The 22,801-nt window shown below is 72.8% G+C and carries 20 protein-coding genes; 14 read left to right on the top strand and 6 right to left on the bottom strand.

Features of this window, described 5'->3' with window-relative positions; translation table 11 throughout:
- Positions 1-52: 52 nt before the first annotated feature.
- Entirely contained in the window at positions 53-1,393 is a 1,341-nt protein-coding gene (locus tag ACFYUS_RS17950) for a hypothetical protein (RefSeq protein WP_388852272.1), read from the bottom strand.
- A gap of 148 nt (positions 1,394-1,541) precedes the next feature.
- Here ACFYUS_RS17950 and argH point away from each other — a divergent pair, with 148 nt between their 5' ends.
- Complete coding sequence (argH, locus tag ACFYUS_RS17945) at positions 1,542-2,972, top strand: argininosuccinate lyase (RefSeq protein WP_388852269.1); 1,431 nt, start codon at positions 1,542-1,544, stop codon at positions 2,970-2,972.
- A gap of 11 nt (positions 2,973-2,983) precedes the next feature.
- Here the strand turns inward: argH and ACFYUS_RS17940 are convergent, their stop codons facing one another.
- On the bottom strand, positions 2,984-3,493 hold the full coding sequence (locus tag ACFYUS_RS17940; protein WP_388852266.1) for an HAD domain-containing protein: 510 nt from the start codon (positions 3,491-3,493) through the stop codon (positions 2,984-2,986).
- A gap of 85 nt (positions 3,494-3,578) precedes the next feature.
- On the opposite strand from ACFYUS_RS17940, the gene ACFYUS_RS17935 reads away from it, so the two are divergent.
- Both ACFYUS_RS17935 and ACFYUS_RS17930 read left to right on the top strand, forming a co-directional pair.
- Complete coding sequence (locus ACFYUS_RS17935) at positions 3,579-4,130, top strand: TetR/AcrR family transcriptional regulator (protein ID WP_388852263.1); 552 nt, start codon at positions 3,579-3,581, stop codon at positions 4,128-4,130.
- Complete coding sequence (locus tag ACFYUS_RS17930; RefSeq protein ID WP_388852260.1) at positions 4,127-5,671, top strand: MFS transporter; 1,545 nt, start codon at positions 4,127-4,129, stop codon at positions 5,669-5,671. The genes ACFYUS_RS17935 and ACFYUS_RS17930 overlap by 4 nt, the downstream gene beginning before the upstream one ends.
- Positions 5,672-5,744: 73 nt before the next feature.
- Here ACFYUS_RS17930 and ACFYUS_RS17925 read toward each other — a convergent pair whose 3' ends face one another.
- Positions 5,745-6,416: a lysophospholipid acyltransferase family protein gene (locus ACFYUS_RS17925; protein ID WP_388852257.1), complete on the bottom strand. Its 672-nt coding sequence runs from the start codon at positions 6,414-6,416 to the stop codon at positions 5,745-5,747.
- Between the two features lie 241 nt (positions 6,417-6,657).
- Here ACFYUS_RS17925 and ACFYUS_RS17920 point away from each other — a divergent pair, with 241 nt between their 5' ends.
- From ACFYUS_RS17920 to ACFYUS_RS17910, 3 genes are all read left to right on the top strand, one after another.
- The gene (locus tag ACFYUS_RS17920; protein WP_388852254.1) at positions 6,658-7,824 is read left to right on the top strand and encodes a glycerophosphodiester phosphodiesterase; all 1,167 of its coding nucleotides are present in this window, start codon (positions 6,658-6,660) and stop codon (positions 7,822-7,824) included.
- A gap of 129 nt (positions 7,825-7,953) precedes the next feature.
- The gene (locus tag ACFYUS_RS17915) at positions 7,954-8,508 is read left to right on the top strand and encodes a sigma-70 family RNA polymerase sigma factor (protein ID WP_388852251.1); all 555 of its coding nucleotides are present in this window, start codon (positions 7,954-7,956) and stop codon (positions 8,506-8,508) included.
- A gap of 37 nt (positions 8,509-8,545) precedes the next feature.
- Entirely contained in the window at positions 8,546-9,040 is a 495-nt protein-coding gene (locus tag ACFYUS_RS17910) for a GNAT family N-acetyltransferase (RefSeq protein WP_388852248.1), read from the top strand.
- Positions 9,041-9,063: 23 nt separating this feature from the next.
- On the opposite strand, the gene ACFYUS_RS17905 is transcribed toward ACFYUS_RS17910, so the two are convergent.
- Positions 9,064-9,498 carry a hypothetical protein gene (locus ACFYUS_RS17905; RefSeq protein ID WP_388852245.1) on the bottom strand — a complete coding sequence of 145 codons (435 nt, stop codon included), beginning with the start codon at positions 9,496-9,498 and terminating at the stop codon, positions 9,064-9,066.
- Positions 9,499-9,500: 2 nt separating this feature from the next.
- Positions 9,501-9,863, bottom strand: a complete 363-nt coding sequence (locus ACFYUS_RS17900) for a hypothetical protein (RefSeq protein ID WP_388852243.1) — start codon at positions 9,861-9,863, stop codon at positions 9,501-9,503.
- Positions 9,864-10,423: 560 nt separating this feature from the next.
- Here ACFYUS_RS17900 and ACFYUS_RS17895 point away from each other — a divergent pair.
- From ACFYUS_RS17895 to ACFYUS_RS17860, 8 genes are all read left to right on the top strand, one after another.
- The gene (locus ACFYUS_RS17895) at positions 10,424-11,479 is read left to right on the top strand and encodes a methionine ABC transporter ATP-binding protein (RefSeq protein ID WP_388852240.1); all 1,056 of its coding nucleotides are present in this window, start codon (positions 10,424-10,426) and stop codon (positions 11,477-11,479) included.
- Entirely contained in the window at positions 11,476-12,144 is a 669-nt protein-coding gene (locus tag ACFYUS_RS17890) for a methionine ABC transporter permease (protein WP_388852237.1), read from the top strand. Before ACFYUS_RS17895 ends, ACFYUS_RS17890 begins: the two co-directional genes overlap by 4 nt.
- 92 nt (positions 12,145-12,236) lie before the next feature.
- Positions 12,237-13,091 carry a MetQ/NlpA family ABC transporter substrate-binding protein gene (locus tag ACFYUS_RS17885; protein WP_388852234.1) on the top strand — a complete coding sequence of 285 codons (855 nt, stop codon included), beginning with the start codon at positions 12,237-12,239 and terminating at the stop codon, positions 13,089-13,091.
- Between the two features lie 196 nt (positions 13,092-13,287).
- The gene (locus tag ACFYUS_RS17880; protein ID WP_388852231.1) at positions 13,288-13,923 is read left to right on the top strand and encodes a GNAT family N-acetyltransferase; all 636 of its coding nucleotides are present in this window, start codon (positions 13,288-13,290) and stop codon (positions 13,921-13,923) included.
- A gap of 71 nt (positions 13,924-13,994) precedes the next feature.
- The gene (gene cbiE / locus ACFYUS_RS17875) at positions 13,995-15,239 is read left to right on the top strand and encodes a precorrin-6y C5,15-methyltransferase (decarboxylating) subunit CbiE (protein ID WP_388852228.1); all 1,245 of its coding nucleotides are present in this window, start codon (positions 13,995-13,997) and stop codon (positions 15,237-15,239) included.
- Positions 15,240-15,545: 306 nt separating this feature from the next.
- Positions 15,546-19,010 carry a nicotinate-nucleotide--dimethylbenzimidazole phosphoribosyltransferase gene (gene cobT, locus ACFYUS_RS17870; protein WP_388852225.1) on the top strand — a complete coding sequence of 1,155 codons (3,465 nt, stop codon included), beginning with the start codon at positions 15,546-15,548 and terminating at the stop codon, positions 19,008-19,010.
- A 307-nt stretch (positions 19,011-19,317) separates the two neighbouring features.
- A complete protein-coding gene (gene cobA, locus ACFYUS_RS17865; RefSeq protein ID WP_388852222.1) occupies positions 19,318-20,550 on the top strand; it encodes a uroporphyrinogen-III C-methyltransferase in 1,233 nt (410 codons plus the stop codon).
- A gap of 84 nt (positions 20,551-20,634) precedes the next feature.
- Positions 20,635-21,453, top strand: coding sequence for a TrmH family RNA methyltransferase (locus tag ACFYUS_RS17860; protein ID WP_388852219.1), 819 nt, complete (start codon positions 20,635-20,637; stop codon positions 21,451-21,453).
- Between the two features lie 46 nt (positions 21,454-21,499).
- On the opposite strand, the gene ACFYUS_RS17855 is transcribed toward ACFYUS_RS17860, so the two are convergent.
- A complete protein-coding gene (locus tag ACFYUS_RS17855; RefSeq protein WP_388852216.1) occupies positions 21,500-22,675 on the bottom strand; it encodes a serine/threonine-protein kinase in 1,176 nt (391 codons plus the stop codon).
- Between the last annotated feature and the right edge of the window lie 126 nt (positions 22,676-22,801).

Below are 22,801 nucleotides of genomic sequence, written 5' to 3'. Positions count from 1 at the left end.
GATTCTCCCCCTTCCCGGTGTCCTCCACGGAGACGTCTCTCCGGTCGTGACGTCAGCTCCGGAGCATCGCCCGGGAGTTGGCGCGCAGCTTCGGCTCGGCGTCGTCGATCAGCGACCAGGCGATCTCCCGGAGGCCCGGGCCGCCCTGCGCGATCAGCAGCCGGAACGCCCCCACGCGCACGTGCCGGGGATGTCCCGTGCCGAGCCGCGCCCGCAGGGGCTCCACCGGCAGCCGGACCGCGTACGGCGCGAGGGCGGCCGTCGCCTCCCGTACGACCCCGGGCGCGGGGTCGTCGAGGAGCGGTGTCAGGCGCGCCGTGTCCACCGCGTCCAGGACGCGCAGTCCGGCCACGGCGTGGGCGCGCACACCGGGGTGCGGGTGCTCCGTGAGGTCCCACAGCAGGGCGGTGTCCTCGCGCGCGCCGCACTCGGCGAGCCCGAGGGGCGCGGCCGGGGGCGTCGACCCGTCCGCGCACAGGGCCCGGTAGAGCGGGGCGGCCTCGATGCCGTACTGCCGCAGCACGTACCGCGCGCACGCCCGGACCATGGGCGACCGGTCCGCGAGGAACGCCTCGGCCTCCCCGGGGCGTCCGGCCCGGCGCAGCGCCGTGACGCCGGCGGCGCGCACCCGGGAGTACGGGGAGCGCAGCAGCGGGAGGAGCACCTCGTCCCCGGTCTCCGGGCCCACCCCGGCGACCGCGCCGTTCGCGCAGATGTCCTGGACCACCCCGTCCGGGTCGCCGGCCGCGGCCGCCGCGAACCGCTCGGGGGAGAAGTGCCGCCGCTCGACCGCGATCCGGTGCGCGAGGCGCCGGACCGCCCGGTCCCCGCTCGCGAGGACGGCGTCGAGGACGGGCCCCGGGCCTTCCCGGAGCGCCGCCTCCAGCATCGTCCGGGCGGCCTCGCCGTGCCGGCGCGCCGCGATCCGCAGGACGACGGCGGCCAGGACGGCGATCGTCTCGGGCCCGACACGGGGGAGCGCGGTCCGCAGCAGGTCGCGGGCGGGTTCGCGTACGGGCTCCGCCCAGTCCGCGCAGCGGATCGCCACGAGGGGCAGCAGCGGAAGCAGGTCGGGGGCGGGGAGGCCGGCCGCGCGACGGAGGGCCGCCTCGCGTGTCCGGCCGTCGGGGTGGCAGAGCGCGACGGCGGGTTCGGGCGCGTCGGGTTCGCGGCGGGGCGGGGGCGGGGAGGGCGGCGGCGCGTTCCGCTTCCACCGGAAGCGGCGGCCGGTCGCCCGCGCGTGCTCGGGCGGCGTGGGCGGACGGAAGCGGGCGAGCTCCCGCACGGCGAGGTCGAGACCCGTCCAGGCGGTGGCGTCCGAGGTGTCGATGGCCGAGGCGAGCGGTGTTCCCCCGGCCAGTCGGGTGGCTGCCGCGGTGTGGGTGTCGTCCATGGACGGAGCGTAGGGACAGGGTGGAGGGGGACGCCCCTGAATTTCGCCTCCCACGGACCGTGATTGACAAAACATACGGCCATCCGCATAGTTATGCCTATCAACGTCGACCTTGCGTCATCCGCCCACGTTCGATCGAGGAGCAGCAGTGAGCAGCAACAACGGTGACGTCCGGCTCTGGGGCGGACGGTTCGCCGACGGCCCCGCCGAGGCCCTGGCGAAGCTCTCCGCTTCGGTCCACTTCGACTGGCGTCTCGCGCCGTACGACATCGCCGGTTCCCGTGCCCACGCGCGCGTGCTGCACAAGGCCGGCCTGCTCACCGAGGACGAGCTGACCCGCATGCTCGCCGGACTCGACCAGCTGGAGGCGGACGTCGCCGACGGCTCCTTCGTCGGCACCATCGCCGACGAGGACGTCCACACCGCCCTGGAGCGGGGCCTCCTGGAGCGCCTCGGCGCCGAGCTCGGCGGCAAGCTGCGCGCCGGCCGGTCCCGGAACGACCAGGTCGCCACCCTCTTCCGGATGTACCTGCGCGACCACGCCCGGATCATCGGCGGCCTGATCGCCGACCTCCAGGACGCCCTCGTCGGCCTCGCCGAGGCCCACGCGGACGTCGCCATGCCCGGTCGTACGCACCTCCAGCACGCCCAGCCGGTGCTCTTCGCCCACCACGTCCTCGCCCACGCCCAGTCCCTCTCCCGGGACGCCGAGCGGCTGCGCCAGTGGGACACCCGGACGGCCGTCTCCCCGTACGGCTCCGGCGCCCTCGCGGGCTCCTCCCTCGGGCTCGACCCGGAGGCGGTGGCGAAGGACCTCGGCTTCGAGCGGGGCTCGGCCGGGAACTCGATCGACGGCACGGCCTCCCGCGACTTCGTCGCCGAGTTCGCCTTCATCACGGCGATGATCGGCGTCAACCTCTCGCGGATCGCCGAGGAGATCATCATCTGGAACACGAAGGAGTTCTCCTTCGTGACCCTGCACGACGCCTTCTCCACCGGCTCGTCGATCATGCCGCAGAAGAAGAACCCGGACATCGCCGAGCTGGCCCGCGGCAAGTCCGGCCGCCTCATCGGCAACCTCTCCGGCCTGATGGCCACCCTCAAGGCCCTCCCGCTCGCCTACAACCGGGACCTCCAGGAGGACAAGGAGCCGGTCTTCGACTCCTGCGACCAGCTGGAGGTCCTGCTCCCGGCCTTCACCGGCATGATGGCCACCCTCACGGTCAACCGCGACCGCATGGAGGAACTGGCCCCGGCCGGCTTCTCCCTCGCCACCGACATCGCCGAATGGCTGGTCAAGCAGGGCGTGCCCTTCCGGGTGGCGCACGAGGTCGCCGGCGAGTGCGTGAAGGTCGCCGAGTCCGAGGGCAAGGAGCTGGACGAGCTGACGGACGAGCAGTTCGTCAAGATCTCCGAGCACCTCACCCCCGAGGTCCGCACCGTCCTCAACGTCCCCGGCGCCCTCGCCTCCCGCAACGGCCGCGGCGGCACCGCCCCCTCGGCGGTCGCCACCCAGCTCGTCGAGGTCAAGGCGGACCTGGTGATCCAGCACGCCTGGGCCGAGGCCAAGAAGAAGTAACCCTCAGCGCGTCACAGCGCCGCCGCCCACTCCGCGAGCGCGTCGAAGTCCGGCCGGAGCAGTCCGAGCCTGGGGTCGACGTGCAGCAACAGGGCGGCGGCGAGGTGGTTCCGCTCCACGTACTCGTGGTCGTACGGCGTGATGTCGTCGTCCACCCATGCGAACGGCCGCCCCGCCGCGTACTCCAGGATGTACTGGGTCTTCCAGAACGTCCCGCGCGGGGCGGCTCCGTGCATCTTCGGCCAGTCGATGAACGGCAGTTCGGGGAGCCCGAGATGGGGCCCGATCCAGTCGTTCGCCTCGCCCTTCCAGGTCGTCGCCCACACCAGCTCGTACGCCTCGGACAGTGCGATCAGCTCGCTCCCGTGATCCGGATCGAGCCACACCCGCAGCGGCTTCGCGCCCGCCCAGGCCGTGGGACTCATCCGATGCGTCTCGTACCCCTCCGGGCGCCGCTCGCGCTGCGCCGCGTACGGATTCAGCGGCCCGTCGACATCGATCAGCAGCAGTGGCTTCGTCATGTTCACAGCATTCCGCTCCCGCCTGCGGTGAGGCGTTGAATTATCGAATGAGACATTGATGTCTCATTGGGTGTATGGTTGTCTCATGTCAGTCGATCGCACCCAGGTGCTCCGTGCCGCCGCCGCCCTGCTCACCCGCAAGGCGACCGCCACCATGGACGAGGTCGCCCGGGCCGCCGGGATCGGGCGGGCCACGTTGCACCGGCACTTCGCCGGGCGGGACGCGCTGGTGCGGGCGCTCGAAGAGCTCGGGCTCCAGGAGCTGGAGGCGGCGCACGACCGGGCGCGCACCGACGAAGGGCCCGCCGACGAGGCCGTACGGCGGCTGGTCGGCGAGGTCGAGCCCGTCGCGCCGCTGCTCTCGTTCCTCGTGACCGAGAACCAGCTCTTCGAGGGCGACCAGCTGAACGAAGGCTGGGCACGCCTCGACGCCCGGGTCTCCGCGCTCTTCCGGCGCGGCCAGGAAGAGGGCGTCTTCCGCATCGACCTGACCCCCGCCTGGCTCACCGAGGCCTTCTACGGGCTCATCGGCTCCGGCGCCTGGGCCGTGCAGGACGGCCGGGTCGCCGCCAAGGACTTCCAGTACATGATCGTCGAGCTGCTGCTCGGCGGAGCGCGCAGGAGCGTGGAGAAGTGACCACCACCAGCATCAGGACCGAGAGCCATATCGAGGGCGGACCCCGCCCCGGCCGGTGGCTCGCCCTTTCCGTGCTCGTCCTGGCCGTCCTCCTCGTGGCGGTCGACGCCACGGTGCTCGGCCTCGCCACCCCCTTCCTCTCCGAGGACCTCGAACCCTCCGGCACCCAGCTGCTCTGGATCGGCGACGTCTACTCCTTCGTCATCGCCGGACTCCTGGTCTCCATGGGCAGCCTCGGCGACCGCATCGGCCGCAAGAAGCTGCTGCTGATCGGTGCCGCCGCCTTCGGTGCCGTCTCGGTCCTGAACGCCTACGCGAACAGCCCCGAGACGATGATCGTCGCCCGCGCCCTCCTCGGCGTCGCCGGCGCGACCCTGATGCCGTCGACCCTGGCACTCATCCGCAACCTCTTCCACGACCCGCGCGAGCGCAGCCTCGCCATCGGCATCTGGGGTGCCATGGCCTCGGCCGGCGCCGCCGTCGGCCCGGTCGTCGGCGGGTTCCTCCTGGAGCACTTCTGGTGGGGCTCGGTCTTCCTCATCAACCTGCCCGTCATGGCCGTCCTGGTCCTCGTCGGCGCCAAGCTGATCCCCGAGTCGAAGAACCCGAACCCGGGCCCCTGGGACCTTCCCAGCGTCGCCCTCTCCCTGGTCGGCGTCATCGGGATCGTGTACGCGATCAAGGAACTGGCCTCCCACGGCCCCACCCTCGACGCCGCCGTCGCGGCCCTCGCCGGCGTCGCCGCCCTGACCTGGTTCGTCCGTCGGCAGCTGACCCTGCCCGCGCCGCTCCTGGACATGCGGCTCTTCCGCAACCGCGGCTTCTCCGGTGCCGTCCTCGCCGACCTGCTGACCGTCCTCGGCCTCTCCGGCCTGGTGTTCTTCCTGTCCCAGTTCTTCCAGCTGGTCCAGGGCCGTGAGCCCCTGGAGGCCGGACTCGCCGAACTTCCGGCCGCGATCGGCTCGGTGACGGCCGGTCTCGTCGCCGGTCTCGTGGCCCGCCGCTTCTCCGTACGGTCCGTGGTGGCCGGCGGCCTCGCGGCGGTCGGTCTCTCCCTCGCCGTCCTGACGACGCTCGACCAGCACACCGGCTACCCGATCCTCGGCGCCTCCCTGCTCGTCGTCGGCGTGGGCGCCGGCTTCGCCTTCACCGTGACCGCCGACGTGATCCTCTCCAGCGTCCCGAAGGAGCAGGCCGGAGCCGCCTCCGCCGTCTCCGAGACCGCGTACGAACTGGGCGCCGCGCTCGGCATCGCCGTCCTCGGCTCCATCGTGACCGGCGTCTACCGGGGCTTCGCCACCCCGGCCGGCGTCCCCTCGGACACCGCGGCGGCCGCCCACGAGTCGCTCGGCGGCGCGGTCCAGGCCTCCGGCGGCCTCGCCCCCGAGACGGCGACCGCCCTGGTGACCTCCGCCCAGGAGGCCTTCGTCGACGGCCTGCGGATCGCGGCCGGCGTCGGCGCGGCGGTCCTCCTCGCGACCGCGGTCGCGGCCTGGTTCCTCCTCAAGGGCCAGAAGCTGGAGGAGGGCGTCGAGCACTGACGCGTCCGGCGCATACGAAAGTGCCCCGTACGGCCGTCGGCCGTACGGGGCACCTCGACGTTCGTGAGCCGGACTACGCGGCCTTCGCCTTCGTGGCGTACATGTCCACGTACTCCTGCCCGGACAGCCGCATCACCTCGGCCATCACCGAGTCCGTCACCGCCCGCAGCACGTACCGGTCGCGGTCCATCCCGTCGTACCGCGAGAACTCCATCGCCTCGCCGAAGCGGACCGTCACCCGGCCCGGCCGCGGGAAGCCCGCGCCGCCCGGCTGGATCTTGTCGGTGCCGATCATCGCGAACGGGATCACCGGCGCCCCGGTCATCAGGGTCAGCCGCGCGATGCCCGTACGGCCCCGGTACAGCCGGCCGTCGGGGGAGCGGGTGCCCTCCGGGTAGATCGAGAAGATCTTGCCCTCCTCGAGCACCCGACGGCCCGTCATCAGCGCCGCCACACCACCGCGGCCGCCGTCCCGGTCCACCGGGATCATGCCGACGCTGGTGAAGAACCAGGCCATCGCCCGGCCCTTGACGCCCTTGCCCGTCACGTACTCGTCCTTGCCGATGAAGTAGACCGGACGGTCCAGGCAGATCGGCATGATCATCGAGTCGATGAAGGTCAGGTGGTTGCCCGCGAGGATCACGGGACCGGTACCGGGGATGTTCTCGGCGCCCTCCACGCGGGGGCGGAACATCAGGCGCATGACCGGCCCGAGCACTGCCTTGATGATCGCATGACGGGACAACGGTTCCTCCGGTGGGAAGCGGGTCGGTCGAGTTGTCGAGACGACGGTTGCAGCTGGCGACGATACTCGCGGGTCACCCTCACGCGCACATCGGGTTCACCGAGTGGATACGCAGTGTTGACGTGTGTTTCCGCCATGTTCGGCCGAGGTCTGCCGCCCGTAGGGGCCCGCTGCCTAGCGTCGGGGACAACAGTCGACAGGTGCGGGACATCAGACCGCGGTACACACAGGAGGATCCCCCATGACCCAGGGCGAACGCCGGACCCCGGCACGGCGCACGGTTCTCGGAGCGGCGGGCGCCACCGTCCTCGGCGCCTCCACGACCCTCGCGGCCGGCACCGCGCGGGCGGACGCCCCGGACCGCACGCCCGGCCGCGGCCACGGCTACCGCTCCCTCCCCGTCCCGATCGTCATCGGCCACCGGGGCGCCGCCGGCTACCGCCCCGAGCACACCCTCGGCTCCTACCGGCACGCCCTCGACCTCGGCGCCCACGTCGTCGAGCAGGACCTCGTCCCCACCCGGGACGGACACCTGGTCTGCCGTCACGAGAACGACATCAGCGGCACCACCGACGTCGCCGACCACCCCGAGTTCGCCTCCCGGAAGACCACCAAGACCGTCGACGGGGTCACGCTCACCGGCTGGTTCACCGAGGACTTCACGCTCGCCGAGCTCAAGACCCTGCGGGCCAAGGAGCGCATTCCCGCCACCCGCCAGGAGAACACCCTCTACGACGGCCGCTGGACGGTCCCCACCTTCGAGGAGGTGCTGGACTGGGCCGAGGAGGAGGGCCGCCGCCGCGGCCGCGAGATCTGGCTCCACGTCGAGACCAAGCACCCCAGCTACTTCCGCTCCCTCGGCCTCGGCCTGGAGGAGCGCCTCGCCAAGCTCCTGCGCCGGTACGGACGCCACCGCGCGAACTCCCCGGTCTTCCTCCAGTCCTTCGAGCCCAGCAGCATCCAGCGCCTGGCCGAGCTGGTGGACGCCCCGGGCGTCGTCCTGCTCTCCGGCCCGAGCAGCCGCCCCTGGGACTTCGTCGAGGCCGGGGACCCGCGCACCGTCGCCGACCTGGTCACGCCCGAGGGCCTGCGCTGGATGGCCTCGTACGCCAAGGGCATCGGCCCCACCCTCGACCTGGTCATCCCCAAGGACGCGAGCGGCCGGCTCGGCACCCCGACCACCCTGGTCCGCGACGCGCACGCCGAGGGGCTGATCCTCCACCCGTACACGCACCGCAACGAGAACACCTTCCTGCCCGCGGACTTCCGCAAGGGCACGGACCCGACGGCGTACGGCGACGCCTTCGGAGCCCTCAAGCGGTACCTGGAGACGGGGATCGACGGCATCTTCTCCGACAACCCGGACACCGCCCGGCTCGCCGCCGCGGACCTCGCCGCCCGCGACTGACCCGAGACGAGGGGGTCGTACGCCCGGCGCGACCCCCTCCCGGGTGGTTTACGCCCGGTACGACCCCCTCCCGGGTGGTTTACGCCCGGCACCGCAACCACGGCCGCGCACCCCGGCATCGTGCCGGTCATGACCTCCCCCGAGACGCTTCCCGACGCCGGCCTCCTCGCCGCCCTCGCCCCGCTGCTCTCCGCCGAGTCCGACGCCGAGGCACCGGCCGCCGGCATCGACCCGGGCGACCTCGAACAGGCCGTCTGGCTCCGCCTCCTGGAACGGCTCCAGGAGACCGGCACCGCCCCCGAACGGCCCGCCGAATGGCTGCGCCGCGCCGTCCGCGCGGAGGCCCGCCGAGCCCGCAGGACCCACGACCGGGAACGCCCCTACCGGGACGAACCCGCCGATGAGCCGGGCGGCGCCGAGCCCCACGGCTCCCCTGAGCACTCCCTGCTGGTCGCCGAGGGGCGCCGCACCCTGCGCGCCGCCGTCACCAGGACCCCCGGCCGCTGCCCGAAGGTGCTCACCGCGATGCTCGACCCGGAGGACCCCACCTACCGGGAAATCGCAGGAGAGTTGGGTATCTCACAGGGCAGTCTGGGGCCGATGCGTTCCCGTTGCCTGGGATGTTTGCGCAGAATGCTGGCGGCAGAGGTTCCCGCCCCGGGTCGACGGGGAAGGGTGCGGTAAACCGATGATCGACCAGATGAGCGGGAGGCGTGCACACATGGGCCTGAGTGTGACCATCTCAGCGGCGGACGCGCGGGACGCGGAGCACATCCTGAAGCTGCAGTACCTCTGCTACCAGAGCGAGGCGGAGCTGTACGGGGACTGGTCCATCGAACCGCTCACCCAGTCGCTCGACGCCCTGCGCGCCGAACTGGACGAGGGGTACGGGCTCGTGGCCCGGCTCGGCGAGGAGGTCGTCGCCTCCGTGCGGGCCCGCCTCGACGAGGACGGCACGGTGCGGATCGCCAAGCTGATCGTCCACCCGCGCATGCAGCGGCACGGCCTCGGCGGCCGCCTCCTCGACGGCATCGAGCGCCACTTCGCCGCCGAGGCCGAGGAGACGGCGTCGGCGTCCGCCAAGCGCTTCCGGCTCTTCACCGGCCACCGCAGCGAGGGCAATCTGCGCCTCTACCGCAGCAAGGGGTACGCGCAGGTCGGCACCCGCGAGGTCGGCCCGAAGCTCACCCTGGTGACCCTGGAGAAGGCCGCCTAGGGCGGCCCCTGACCCCCCGTCGCCTACCGGGCGGCCTTGGCCGCCTTCCGCAGCCACCAGATGCCGGTCAGCGGAAGCAGCACCGGGATGAAGACGTAGCCGTAGCCGAAGTCCGACCAGACCGTCGCGTCCGGGAAGGCGGACGGCTCCACCAGCGTCCAGGTCCCCACGATCAGCACGCCCGCGAGCTCGGCGGCGCAGCACACCAGCGCCGCCCTGCGGGCCTTCTCGCCGCCGCGCACCAGCGTGTACGTGATGAAGACGTAGACGACCGCCGCCACCGCCGACAGGCTGTAGGCCAGCGGCGCACGGTCGAACTCACCGGCGATCTGGTAGATCGAGCGGGAGACCGCGCCGACCGACATCACGCCGTACAGCCAGACGAGCAGCATGCCCGGACCCGTGACGAGACGGGCCCTTCCCCGGGTCTCGGTCCCGGGAGTCTCGGTCGCGGTCATGGTCAGCCCACCGTCCAGATGTCGTAGAGACGCACTTCGAGCACGGCCAGGACGACCGCGCCGGCCGCCACCGTCGCCGAACCCCACCGGCTGCGCTCCGCGAGCGACATGAAACCGGCGATGGGCACCGCGCACAGCGCGCCGAGCAGATAGGCGACGAAGATCGTCGTGCCCTCCTCGGCCTTCTCGCCGCGCGCCAGCTGCACGATGCCGACGATCAGCTGGACCAGGACCAGGAAGGTCACCACGGCCATGCCGATGAAGTGCCAGTCCTTGGTGGACTGGTCCCGGTAGGCGGCGAAGCCGCACCAGGCGGCGAGGGCGAGCGCGGCCACGGAGACCGCGACCGTCAGGACGTCAAGCATGCGCCCGAGGGTATTACGGTCCGAATGGCCCGATGCGCTCACCCCCCGGCTCGCCGCGCCCCGCCGGCCGCGTGGCCTTGGCCACATCCCGTACCGGATCACCCTCCCCGCCGCGACCGGACCCGAAGGCGCGTCCCTCCAGGCCACGCACGGGAAGGCGCGCCGGACACCGCCACCACCGCGTCCGCATGGCGTCTCAACGGTGTCCGCTATTCGGACAGCCCCCTTCCCTTCGCAGCTGCGCATGTTTTACTTGCAGACATGACCACGACGAGCAGCCGCACCCTTGCGACCGAGGCGAACACGACGCCCGGTGCTCGTTGTATGTGTCGAATGTGCGCCTTCTGAGGGCCCCCGCCTGAGCCTCGCGCCCCGAAGCGAGACCCCGACGGCCGAGCCGATCCGACCGCCATCCGGCGCCGGACCGTGCCTGCCCCGCGCACCGCTGCCGCCCGGCCACCAGCCGGAGCAGCCTCCCCGTGCGCCTGACTGTCCGAAATGACGAATGCCCCGTGCACGACGGACCCCGCGTCGCGCACTCGACAGTGACGGAAACCCCTGTGATCACCACTTCGGGCCTGACCAAGGTCTACGAGTCGCGCGGCCGGCAGGTCACCGCTCTGGACGGCGTCGACCTCCACGTCCGCGAGGGCGAGGTGTTCGGCGTGATCGGCCAGAGCGGCGCCGGCAAGTCCTCGCTCATCCGCTGCGTCAACCTCCTGGAGCGCCCCACCTCCGGCACGGTGACCGTCGACGGCGTCGACCTCACCGCCCTCGCCGGGAAGAGCCGCCGCGCCGGGAAGGACCTGCGCCGGGCGCGCAGCAGCATCGGCATGGTCTTCCAGCACTTCAACCTGCTGTCCTCCCGCACGGTCAAGGACAACATCGAACTCCCCCTGGAGATCCTCGGCGTCTCCGGCGCCGAACGCTCCCGCCGCGCCCTGGAACTCCTCGACCTCGTCGGCCTCGCCGACAAGGCGAAGTCCTACCCCGGCCAGCTCTCCGGCGGCCAGAAGCAGCGCGTCGGCATCGCCCGCGCCCTCGCCGGCAACCCCAAGGTCCTGCTCTCCGACGAGGCCACCAGCGCCCTCGACCCGGAGACCACCCGCTCCATCCTCCAGCTCCTGCGCGACCTGAACCGGCAGCTCGGCCTCACCGTCCTGCTCATCACGCACGAGATGGACGTCGTCAAGACGATCTGCGACTCCGCCGCCCTCATGCAGCGCGGCCGCGTCGTCGAGTCCGGCACCGTCGGCGAACTGCTCGCCACCCCCGGCTCCCAGCTGGCGGCCGAGCTGTTCCCGGTCAGCGGCGCCCCCACGGGCCCCGACCGCACCGTCGTCGACGTCACGTTCCACGGCGAGGCCGCGACCCAGCCGGTCATCTCCCAGCTCTCCCGCACGTACAACATCGACATCTCGATCCTCGGGGCGGCGATGGACACCGTCGGCGGGAAGCAGATCGGCCGGATGCGGATCGAACTCCCCGGACGGTACGAGGACAACGTCGTCCCGGTCGGCTTCCTGCGCGAGCAGGGCCTCCAGGTCGAACTCGTGGAAGACGACGCGCCCGTCGCGGACACCGCGCACGTGCTGGTGAAGGAAGGTGCCAAGTGACCTGGTCGGAGATGCAGCCCCTGCTCGAACAGGGCACGATCGACACCCTCTACATGGTCCTGTGGGCCACCGTCGTCACCGTCCTCGGCGGCCTGCCGCTCGGCATCCTCCTCGTCCTCACGGACAAGGGCGGACTGCTCCAGAACCGGCCGGTGAACAAGGTCGTCGGTGCGATCGTGAACGTCGGGCGTTCGCTGCCGTTCATCATCCTGCTGATCGCCCTGATCCCCTTCACGACCTTCGTCGTCGGCACCTTCATCGGCCCGACCGCGATGATCGTGCCGCTCGCCATCGGCGCCATCCCCTTCTTCGCGCGCCTCGTCGAGACCGCGATCCGCGAGGTCGACCACGGACTGGTCGAAGCCGTCCAGGCCATGGGCGGCGGCATCCCCACCATCGTCCGCAAGGTGCTGCTCCCGCAGGCCCTGCCCTCGCTGATCTCGGGCGTCACCACCACCGTGATCGTGCTCATCGGCTACTCGGCGATGGCCGGCGCGGTCGGCGGCGAAGGCCTCGGCTCCAAGGCCGTCACCTACGGATACCAGCGCTTCGACACCACGTTCATGCTGGTCACCGTCGTCGTCCTGGTCGCCATCGTGACCGTCGTCCAGCTCATCGGCGACGGAGTCGTCCGACTCCTCGCCCGCCGGGGCCGTACCGCGTAACGGCCCCCGGCCACCCCAAGACTTCGTTTTCGAAGAACAGCCCGGACTTGTTGTCCAGGCGTCCACCGCTCCACCGGAAAGAGGCACTCTTCGTGCGTAAGAACATCAAGCTCGCCGCCGGTATCGCCGCCACCGCCGCCCTGGCCCTCGGCCTCACCGCCTGCGGCACCTCCTCGGACCCGTCCTCCGCCAAGGACGCGGCCGGCTCCGCCGACAAGCCGCTCGTCGTCGCCGCGTCCCCGACGCCGCACGCCGACATCCTCAACTTCGTCAAGGACAACCTGGCCGAGAAGGCCGGCCTGAAGCTGGAGGTGAAGGAGTTCACGGACTACGTCCTGCCGAACACCGCCACCCAGTCCGGCCAGGTCGACGCCAACTTCTTCCAGCACAAGCCGTACCTCGACGACTTCAACAAGAAGAACAAGACCACCATCGTCCCCGTGGTCAACGTCCACCTGGAGCCGCTGGGCCTCTACTCCAAGAGCCTCAAGTCGGTGAAGGACATCAAGGCCGGCCAGACCGTCGCCGTCCCGAACGACACCACCAACGAGGGCCGCGCGCTCCACCTCCTCGCCGAGAACGGCCTCATCACCCTCAAGGACGGCGTCGGCACCGACGCCAAGCTCTCCGACATCACCGACAAGAAGGGCCTGGAGTTCAAGGAGCTGGAGGCCGCCACCGTGCCCCGCGCCCTGAACGACGTGGACGCCGCCGTCATCAACGGCAACTACGCCATCGAGGCCAAGCTCTCCCCGGCGAAGGACGCCCTCGTCCTGGAGAAGGCGGAGGGCAACCCGTACGCCAACTTCCTCGCCGTCAAGGCCGGCAACGAGAAGGACGCCCGCGTGCAGAAGCTCGCCAAGCTCCTCAACTCGCCCGAGGTGAAGAAGTACATCGAGGACACCTACAAGGGCTCGGTCATCCCGGCCTTCGGCGCCGCCGAGTAAGGCCACCGGGCAGGCCCCGCACCCGAGGGACCGTCAGACCGGTTCCCCCGTACAGTCCTTGAGCAGAAGGCCCCCCGCACCCCGTCCGGTGCGCGGGGCCTTCGCCACACCCCACCCGGCCATGCGCACCGGCGGCCGCATGCTGCATGCTGTGCGTTCACGGTCGATTCGGACGGTCCACGGCATGGAGCTGAGCATGACTACCACCTTTCCGGACATCTCCATCAACACGGACCGGTTGGTGCTGCGCGCGCTCGAAGAGGCGGACGCCCCCGCCCTCGCCGAGATGATGAACGACGAGATGGTCGCCGCCTGGACGGCCGTGCCCCAGCCGTACACCGAGGACGCCGCACACCGCTGGATCACCGAGTACGCCCCCGCCGAACGCACCGCCGGCCGAGGCCTCGACCTCGCCGTCACCGAGTTCCTCACCCAGCGGCTCGTCGGCATCGTCCAGCTGAGCAACACGAACTGGCGGGTCCGCTCCACCGAGATGTCCTACATCATCGCCCCCTGGGCCCGCGGCGAGGGCTACGCCTCCGAAGCCGCGCTCGCCACCGCCCAGTGGCTCTTCGGCGACCAGAAGTTCGAACGCCTGGAACTGCGCACCGCCGCCGACAACACCGCCTCCCAGCAGGTCGCCCAGAAGATCGGCTGCATCAGCGAAGGCGTCCTGCGCAACGCCTGCATAGCCCGCACCCGCACCGAGGACGGCGCCTGGACCGAACTGCGCACCGACTTCATCGTCTGGGGCCTCCTCCCCGAGGACCTCGACGGCGTCGCCGACCAGATGGCCGAGGCCGGCTACTCCTCGTACACCGACTGGAGCTGAGCCCCCGACGAACCCGGGGTACGCTCGGCACGCCCCCGACCTGCGACAACACCACAGGGAGACAGACGACGATGGCCGACCGCGTCACGGTGATCGGCTGGGACGGCTCGCCCCTCACCGCGGCGGCCCGCTCCGCGCTGTCCGCCGCCACCCTCGTCGCCGGCGCCGCCCACCACCTGGCGCTGCCCGAGGTGCCGCCCGGCGCCGAACGCATCCGCCTCGGCAGCGTCGACCTCGCCGCCCGCCGCATCGCGGGACACCGCGGCACCGCCGTCGTCCTCGCCGACGGCGACCCCGGCTTCTTCGGCGTCGTCCGCACCCTGCGCGCCCCCGAGCACGGCCTCGAGGTCGAGGTCGTCCCCGCCGTCTCCTCCGTCGCCGCCGCCTTCGCACGGGCCGGCATGCCCTGGGAGGACGCCCGGATCGTCGTCGCCCACCAGCGCACCCTGCGCCGCGCCGTCAACGTCTGCCGCGCCCACCCCAAGGTCGCCGTCCTCACCTCCCCGGGCGCCGGACCCGCCGAACTCGCCCTCCTCCTCGAAGGCGTCCACCGCACCTTCGTCGTCTGCGAGGAGCTCGGCACCGACCGCGAGCAGGTCTCCGTCCTCACCTCCGACAAGGCCGCCGACCACACCTGGCGCGACCCGAACGTCGTCCTCGTCATCGGCGGAGCGACCGGCGGCGTCCCCACCGCCCCCTGGCTGATGGGCCAGGACCCGGCCGCGCGCACGGTCCGCGGCTGGGGCCTTCCCGTCGAGGAGTACGACTCCGAGGGCGAAGGCCCCGGAACCGGACGGGCGCACACCGGCGCGGGCGCGGACCCCGCCCTCCGAGCCGCCCAACTGGCCCGCCTCGGGCCCCGCACCGGCGACCTCGTCTGGGACATCGGCTGCGCGGGCGGCGCCTTCTCCGTCGAGGCCGCCCGCTTCGGCGCCGCCGTCATCGCCGTGGACGCCGACCCGGCCGCCTGCGGCCGCACCGAGCGGGCCGCACGCCGCCACGGAGTGCCCCTCCAGACCGTCCCGGGCCGTGCCCCGCACGTCCTGGAGAGCCTGCCCGAGCCCGACGTCGTCCGGATCGCGGCCGGCGGGGTCCCCGTCGTCACCGCCTGCACCGACCGGCGTCCGGAGCGGATCGTCGCCCACGCCTCCACCCGCGACGAGGCCGAGGCGATCGGCGCCGCCCTCGCCGACGGCGGCTACGCCGTCGAGAGCCTCCTCCTCCAGACCGTCGGACTCGACCCCGGCGACTGGTCGGAACGCGAGCGTTCGGTCGTGTTCCTGCTGTCCGGACGCAGGATCGACCGCGCCCCGTGACCCGGCCGCCCCACCCGGGCAGGGTAGGCTGGCCGATTGTTGTACCGCACCGGGATGTTCGGCGGTCTGTTCGCCAATGTCCCGAATGGGTGGCCGCTTTGTGTCACCGATGTGGTACGTGACAAAGGGGGACCGCGCGACGTGGCGCAGTCCACAGCGCACCGTGGCGAATCTTCCTGCCACGATGGCCGAGGGCCGCGACAATGTGTGGATGTTCGCGCGCGCCTCGTGCCGCGCGGCGCGCGCGCTCGTTCTTGTCGACGGGCGCAGGTCTGAAGGAACACAAGCGATGGGCGAGGGGTACGCATGACGGACACCGGCCAGGTCCCGGGCGAGGGGCTGCCGGAGAACGCAGGCATGGTGGAACAGCCGGGCATCCCCGCTCCGGGCGCGTACACCTTCCTGGACCCCTCCGAGCACACCACCGAGGACGACGACGTACTGCTGATGCCGGGCGCCCAGGGCGCCTGGAGCGAGCACCCGCCGGGCGTCGTGCCCGCGCCGCCGGTCGCGGTGCCGCCGCCGGTCGTCCCGAACCAGGGCATGCCGCACGCGGCCGTCCCGGAGGCTCCGGCCCCGATGGGCGACCCGCTCACCGACCCGCTGCCGGACCCGCTCACGGGCCCGCTCCCCGACGGGGTCGCGCTCGCCGACGTGCTGACCGCCCCTCAGGGCCACACCCCGCCGCAGGGCGTGCCGTTCGGCACCCCCGCGCACGGCGTCCCCGTGGCCCCGCAGGAGCCGGTCGTCACCGAGCACGGCTACGAGCCCGGCATCCTCGACACCGGCGCCCACGAGGCCGCCGGCCGCGACACCGGCTCCGTCGACCTCGGCGGCGTCCGCGTGCCCCCGCCGGCCCCGGCCCCGCAGCCGCCCCGGCGCCCGCTCCACATGGGCCCGCCGGTGCCCGACGCCACCGGCGGCGTCGTGCTCTCCCTCGCCGACCGGGGCCCGGCCGCCGCCGCGCCCGCCCCGGCCCCGCAGCCCGCCCCGGCCCCCGAGCCGCTCGTGGCCACGGCCCCCGCCCCGATGCCGGTGCGGAACCCGGGCCCGCCGACCACCGGCCCCGAGTACTTCGAGATCGCGCAGGACCAGCAGCTCGCCCCGCAGGGCGCCGAGCCGTGGGTCGCGCAGCCGCAGGAGCCCGTCGCGCCGCAGGCCCCCGCAGAAACGGTCGTCCCGCCGCAGGGCCAGTTCGTCCAGGTCGAGGGCTCCGTCCCGACGACCCCGCACCTCGCCCCGGTCCCGACGGCGGAGGCGCCCCAGCCCGCCGAGGCGCCGGAGCCCGCCGAGCCGCAGCCGACGCCCGAGGTCCCCGTCGAGGCGCCTGAGGCCGTCCTGGAGCCGGCCCCCGAGGCAGCCCCGGCGCCCGAGGAGACCGCACCCGAGGCCACGGTCCCCGCCCCGCGCGAGGCCGAGCCCGTCGCCGAGACGCCCGCACCGGCCCCGGAGGCCGAGCCGCAGGTGGCCGAACCCGCCGCCGAGGTCCCGGCCGAGCCGGTCGCCGAGCCGGTCGCCGAGCCGGTCGCCGAGGTCCCGGTCGAGCAGGCCCCCGAGGTCGTGCAGCCCGTGGAGGAGCCCGCCCCGGCGCAGCCGGCCGAGGCCGAGCTCGCCGAAGCGGCCCCCGCCGAGGTCCCGGCCGAGACCGCCCCCGAGCCGGTGGAGACCGTCGCGGAGCCCGCGCCTGTCGAGGCCCCTGCAGGAGAGGCCCCGGCCGAGGCGCCGGTGGAGGCAGTGCCCGCCGAGGCCCCCGTCGTCGCCGAGGTCCCGGTCGTCGCCGAGGCTCCGGTCGTCGCCGAGGCTCCGGTCGAGCAGGAGCCCCAGGCCACCGCCGAAGCCCCGACCGCCCCGCAGCCGGAGCCGCAGGACGCCACCGAGACCACCGACGTACAGGCACCCGCCACCGAGGTACTGGTCGCCGAGGCCCCGGAATCCCAGGCTCCCGAATCTCAGGATCCGGAATCCCAGGCCGTCGAATCTCCGGCCCTCGAATCCCTGACTCCGGAATCCCTGGATCCGGAATCCCAGGCTCCGGAATCCGCGCCGGCCCCCGGCTACGACGACGCCGAGCGCGAGGCGGTGCTCCGCGTGATGCGCGAGCGCCGTGACATCCGCAACGGCTTCCGCAGCGACCCGATCCCGCACGAGGTGCTGCTCCGCGTCCTGGAAGCGGCCCACACCGCGCCCAGCGTGGGCCACTCGCAGCCGTGGGACTTCGTCGTCATCCGCTCGGCCGAGACCCGGCAGACGATGCACGAGCTGGCGCAGCGTCAGCGCGAGGCCTACGCCAAGTCGCTGCCGAAGGCCCGGGCGAAGCAGTTCAAGGAACTGAAGATCGAGGCCATCCTCGACACCCCGGTGAACATCGTCGTGACCGCCGACCCCACCCGGGGCGGCCGCCACACGCTCGGCCGCTACACGCAGCCGCAGATGGCCCCGTACTCCTCGGCGCTCGCCGTCGAGAACCTCTGGCTGGCGGCCCGTGCCGAGGGCCTCGGCGTCGGCTGGGTCAGCTTCTTCGACGAGCGCGAGATGGTCCGTGCCCTCGGCCTCCCGGAGCACCTCGAAGTGGTCGCGTACCTCTGCGTGGGTTACGTCGACGAGTTCCCGGAGGAGCCCGAGCTGATGCAGGCGGGCTGGTCCAAGCGCCGCCCGCTGGCCTGGGTCGTCCACGAGGAGACGTACGGCCGCCGCGCGCTGCCGGGCGAGGAGCCGCACGACCTCCTCCAGGAGACCGTGGCGAACATCCGCCCGCTGGACGCGAAGGCGCTCGGCGAGGCCTGGGAACGCCAGAAGCGCATGACGAAGCCCGCCGGGGCCCTGGGCATGCTGGAGATCATCTCCGCGCAGCTCTCGGGTCTCTCCCGCGTCTGCCCGCCCCCGATCCCGGAGCCGGCCGCCGTGGCGATCTTCGCCGGCGACCACGGCGTCCACGCCCAGGGCGTCACCCCGTGGCCGCAGGAGGTCACGGGCCAGATGGTGGCCAACTTCCTCGGCGGGGGAGCGGTCTGCAACGCCTTCGCGAACCAGGTCGGCGCCGAGGTCTGCGTCATCGACGTGGGCGTGGCGTCCGAACTCCCGGCCACGCCCGGCCTCCTGCCCCGCAAGGTCCGCCCGGGCACGGCCGACTTCACCACGGGCCCGGCGATGACCCGCGAAGAGGTACTCGCGGCGATCGAGGTGGGCATCGAAACGGCCCGCGACCTCGTGGCGGCCGGAAACAAGGCCCTGCTCACGGGCGAGATGGGCATCGCGAACACCACGGCGTCGGCGGCACTGATCTCGGTCTACACCGGAGCGGACGCGGCCGAGGTCACGGGCCGGGGCACGGGCATCAACGACGAGACGCACGCCCGCAAGGTGGACGTGGTCCGCCGCGCCCTCGACCTGCACAAGCCGGACCCGGCGGACCCGATCGGCGTCCTCTCGGCGGTCGGCGGCCTGGAGCACGCGGCCCTCGTGGGCCTGATCCTGGGCGCGGCCTCGCTCCGTACCCCGGTCATCCTCGACGGCGTCTCCACGGGCGCGGCGGCCCTCGTCGCCCGCGCCATCGCCCCGGAGTCCCTCGCGGCGTGCATCGCGGGCCACCGCAGCGCCGAGCCGGGCCACGTGGCCGCCCTCAACAAGCTGGGCCTGCGCCCCCTGGTCGACCTCGACCTGCGCCTCGGCGAAGGCACCGGCGCCCTCCTGGCCCTCCCCCTGGTCCAGAGCGCGGCACGCGCGATGCACGAGGTGGCGACCTTCGACTCCGCAGGGGTCACCGAGAAGTAAGCAGCACCACGGACGCGTCCCCCACCCACGCACGGAAGCGGGGGACGCGCAGGAACCGGGTTCGGGACGAAAGCGTGATTTGCGGCGCGCAAGGGCCTTGAAGACTGCCAGGCCCCGCAGGCGTCGTGAATCACGCAGTCCCGAACCCGTTTCCGCAGCGTCCCCCACGCCCCTGCCCACCGGCCGGGGGACATCCGTCACACCCAGCAATCCCCAGGTCACAGCTATCGTGACGGTGTACGAGCCGCTCCACCGCCGCAGCGGCACCCTCGCCCGCACCGCACGCTCTCCGAGGAGCCGCTCACCCATGGCAGAGAACGCCGAGCACCCCGCCTACCCCGTCGGCCTGCGCCTCGCCGGCCGACGCGTCGTCGTCCTCGGCGGCGGCCAGGTCGCCCAGCGCCGCCTCCCGGCCCTGATCGCCGCGGGCGCGGAGATCACCCTGATCTCCCCCTCCGCGACCCCGTCCGTGGACGCGATGGCGGAGACGGGCGAGATCACCTGGATCAGGAGGCGGTACGAAGAGGGCGACCTCGCCGAAGCCTGGTACGCCCTGGTGGCGACCACGGACCCGAAGGCGAACGCCGCCGCCTCCGCCGAGGCCGAGCGCACCAGGACCTGGTGCGTACGAGCGGACGACGCCGAGGCGGCGACGGCCTGGACCCCGGCGACAGGCCGGGACGCGGGCGTCACGGTGGCCGTGCTCACGGGTCACGACCCCCGCCGCTCCGCCGCCGTGCGGGACGCGATCGTCGAGGGACTCCGCGACGGTTCGATCGCCGCGCCCGCGCACCGCTCCCGTACTCCCTTCGTCGCCCTGGTGGGCGGCGGCCCGGGCGACCCGGACCTGATCACCGTCCGGGGCCGTCGACTGCTCGCGGAGGCGGACGTGGTCATCGCGGACCGGCTCGGCCCCCGCGACCTCCTGGACGAGCTGCCGCCGCACGTCGAGGTGATCGACGCGGCGAAGATCCCGTACGGCCGCTTCATGGCCCAGGAGGCCATCAACAACGCGCTGATCGAGCACGCCAAGCAGGGCAAGTCGGTCGTCCGCCTCAAGGGCGGGGACCCCTTCGTCTTCGGCCGCGGCATGGAGGAGGCCCAGGCGCTCGCGGCCGAGGGCATCGCGTGCACGGTGGTCCCGGGCATCTCCAGCTCGATCTCTGTCCCGGGAGCGGCCGGCATCCCGGTGACGCACCGAGGGGTGGCCCACGAGTTCACGGTGGTCAGCGGCCACGTGGCGCCGGACGACCCGCGTTCCCTCGTGGACTGGGAGTCCCTCGCCAAGCTCACGGGAACCCTGGTGATCCTCATGGGCGTGGACAAGATCGGCAAGATCGCCGAGGCGCTCATCGCCCACGGCAAGAGCCCCGACACGCCCCTGGCCCTGGTCCAGGAGGGCACGACGGCGACCCAGCGCCGCGTGGACGCCACGCTGGCGACGGTCGCGGAGACCGTCAAGGCGGAGGAGGTCCGCCCGCCGGCGGTCATCGTGATCGGCGAGGTCGTCACCGAGGGCCCGGACAAAACGACGAAGTAGCACCACCCGACCCCGCCGCACGCGCGGCGGGTCCACCCCGCCCCACGCATTGGCACCACACCCCGGACAAGGCAGTATCACCTCGTGGCCGAACTCATCACGATCGACGATCCCGACGACCCGCGCCTGCGCGACTACACCGGCCTGACCGACGTCGAGCTCCGCCGCAGGCGCGAGCCGGCCGAGGGCCTGTTCATCGCGGAGGGCGAGAAGGTCATCCGCCGCGCGAAGCAGGCCGGGTACGAGATGCGGTCGATGCTGCTCTCCGCCAAGTGGGTGGACGTCATGCGAGACGTCATCGACGAGGTCCCGGCGCCGGTGTACGCGATCCAGCCGGACCTGGCGGAACGCGTCACCGGCTACCACGTGCACCGCGGCGCCCTCGCCTCGATGCAGCGCAAGCCGCTCCCGGAGGCGGGCGAACTCCTCGCCGGCGCCCGCCGTGTGGTGATCATGGAGTCGGTGAACGACCACACCAACATCGGCGCCATCTTCCGCTCCGCCGCCGCCCTCGGCATGGACGCGGTCCTGCTGTCCCCGGACTGCGCGGACCCGCTGTACCGGCGCTCGGTGAAGGTCTCGATGGGCGCGGTGTTCTCCGTCCCGTACGCCCGCCTGGAGAGCTGGCCCCGAGGCCTGGAGACCGTACGGGAGGCGGGCTTCAAGCTCCTGGCCCTCACCCCGGCGGAGAAGGCGACCTCGATCGACGAGGCCGCCCCGCACCGCCTGGACCGGGTGGCGCTGATGCTCGGGGCGGAGGGCGACGGACTGTCCACGCAGGCCCTGCGCGCCGCCGACGAGTGGGTCCGCATCCCGATGGCCCACGGCGTCGACTCGCTCAACGTGGGCGCGGCGGCGGCCGTCGCGTTCTACGCGGTGGCGACGGGCCGCCCGGAGTCCTGACCCCCTGGGGTAGGTACTACCCCCTAGGGGGCTACCCCCTGTGGCATTACCCCTGAAGGGCCTGCGCGGCGGCGATGCCCAGGGCCACCACCAGGGTGACGACCACGAAGACGAAGAGCCGCTGCCGCAGCAGCCGGGGATTGGCGGGGCGGCGGCCCGTCGACGTGGAGCGGGCACCGGGCCGGGTCCCGGCACGGGACTGGGGCCCCCGCGAACCACCGGTCCTGGGCCCGGCCGAGGGCCGCGACGAGGGACCGGGCCCACGCCCCCCACCGCGCTCAGGGGTCCGCTCCGGGGCGCGACCGGGCACGTCCCGCTCGGTGTAGCGCTCGGTGGGCCGGATCGTGTTGCGGTCCTCGACCCGCTCCCGCTGCACGGGCGGCCGGGAGACCGGCAGCCCCTGGGCCTCGCGCGCCGCGATCTCCTTGAGCCGCATCGACAGCTGGAGCGTGCTGGGACGGTCCTCGGGGTCCTTCGCGAGGCAGGCCCGGATCAACGGCGCGAGCGCGTCCGGCACCCCGTGGAGCTGCGGCTCCTCGTGCACGACGCGGTAGAGCATGACCTCGGAACTGCCGTGCCCGAAGGGGGAGTCGGCCATCGCCGCGTACGCCAGGGTGGCACCGAGCGAGAAGACGTCGGTGGCCGGGGTGACGGCGGCGCCGCGCACCTGCTCGGGCGCGAGGAAGCCGGGCGACCCGACGGCGGTGCCGACATGGGTCAGGGTGCTGGCTCCGGTCGCCCAGGCGATCCCGAAGTCGATGATCCGAGGCCCCTTGGGCGACAGCAGGATGTTCGACGGCTTGAGGTCGCGATGGACGACCCCGGCCTCGTGGACGGCCACCAGGCCCTCCGAGAGCGCCGCCCCGATCGAGGCCACGTCGGCGGCGCGCAGCGCGCCCTCCTCGGCGACCCGGTCGTGCAGCGAGGGGCCGGGCACGTACTGGGTGGCGAACCAGGGGCGGTCGGCCTCCAGATCGGCGGCGACCAGGCGGGCGGTGCAGCCGCCCCGGATCCGCCGGGCCGCGGAGACCTCGCGGGCGAACCGCGAGCGGAACTCCTGGTCCTCGGCCAGATCGGGCCGGATCACCTTCAGCGCGACCCGCTGGCCGCGCCGGTCGGACCCCAGGTACACGACGCCCATCCCGCCGGCCCCCAGCCTGCGGTGGAGTCGGAACGACCCGACGATCCGCGGATCCTCGCGTCGGAGCCGCATCATCGCCATGTCCGTCCCCTCGTCCGTTCGACGTGGCACAGCTTACGTAGTGGCGCCCGTACGCGCTCATAGGCCGCGCCCTCGCACCGGGATCGATTGTCAGTACTGAGGGGGACACCGGGGGACCGGAGGCAA

Source organism: Streptomyces sp. NPDC004284 (assembly GCF_042874035.1).
Taxonomy (GTDB): Bacteria; Actinomycetota; Actinomycetes; order Streptomycetales; family Streptomycetaceae; genus Streptomyces.
Note: the sequence above shows the minus strand (reverse complement) of the source record. Positions and strands in the feature narration are given on the sequence as shown.